Annotated in this window: 1 protein-coding gene; it reads right to left on the bottom strand. The window is 42.8% G+C overall.

Going from position 1 to position 1,260, the window contains the following annotated elements:
* Positions 1-84: 84 nt before the first annotated feature.
* Positions 85-1,260, bottom strand: a 1,176-nt coding sequence (gene tuf / locus A8M50_RS02855) for an elongation factor Tu (protein ID WP_254045588.1), incomplete at its 5' end; no start/stop codon positions are given.

The following is a 1,260-nucleotide window of genomic DNA, read 5'->3' as shown; positions in this document are numbered from 1 at the left end:
ACCTATAAACAAAAAGTGCGGAGAATTTTCCCCGCACTTTCTTTTGTCTTCTTTCTATCTTTAAGACATTCAAGAATACATCAATTATTTGATGATTTTCGCTACAACACCAGCACCTACTGTACGGCCACCTTCACGGATTGCGAAACGTAAACCTTGGTCCATCGCGATTGGGTGGATTAAGCTTACTGTCATCTTGATGTTATCGCCTGGCATTACCATTTCTACGCCTTCTGGTAACTCGATAGTACCAGTTACGTCAGTTGTACGGAAATAGAATTGTGGACGGTAACCTTTGAAGAATGGAGTATGACGACCACCTTCTTCTTTTGATAATACATAAACTTCTGATTCGAAGTCAGTGTGTGGCGTGATTGAACCTGGTTTCGCTAATACTTGACCACGTTCGATTTCTTCACGTTTGGTACCACGTAATAATGCACCGATGTTTTCACCTGCACGACCTTCGTCAAGTAATTTACGGAACATTTCAACACCCGTTACAGTAGTTTTTGCTGTATCTTTGATACCTACGATTTCTACTTCATCACCAGTACGGATGATACCACGTTCTACACGACCAGTTACTACTGTACCACGACCTGAGATTGAGAACACATCTTCGATTGGAAGAAGGAACGGTTGGTCAATTGCACGCTCTGGTTCTGGGATGTAAGTATCTAAGTGGTTTGCTAACTCAAGGATTTTTTCTTCCCATTCTGCTACGCCATTTAATGCTTGTAATGCAGAACCACGTACGATTGGTGTATCGTCACCTGGGAAGTCATATTGAGAAAGAAGTTCACGAACTTCCATTTCTACTAATTCTAATAACTCTTCGTCATCTACCATGTCGCATTTGTTTAAGAATACGATGATGTATGGAACACCTACTTGGCGACCTAATAAGATGTGCTCACGAGTTTGTGGCATTGGACCATCAGTTGCTGCTACTACTAAGATAGCACCATCCATTTGTGCCGCACCAGTAATCATGTTTTTAACATAGTCGGCGTGTCCCGGACAGTCAACGTGTGCGTAGTGACGAGTTGCTGTATCGTATTCAACGTGTGAAGTGTTGATGGTGATACCACGCGCTTTTTCTTCTGGCGCGTTATCGATTTGGTCAAATGCGCGAGCTGCACCACCGTAGTGTTTAGATAATACGGTTGTGATTGCTGCTGTTAAAGTTGTTTTACCGTGGTCAACGTGGCCGATTGTACCCACGTTTACGTGCGGTTTTGTACGTTCAAATTTTTC

It is taken from the genome of Haemophilus haemolyticus (genome assembly GCF_001679045.1).
GTDB lineage: Bacteria > Pseudomonadota > Gammaproteobacteria > Enterobacterales > Pasteurellaceae > Haemophilus > Haemophilus haemolyticus.
Note: the sequence above shows the minus strand (reverse complement) of the source record. Positions and strands in the feature narration are given on the sequence as shown.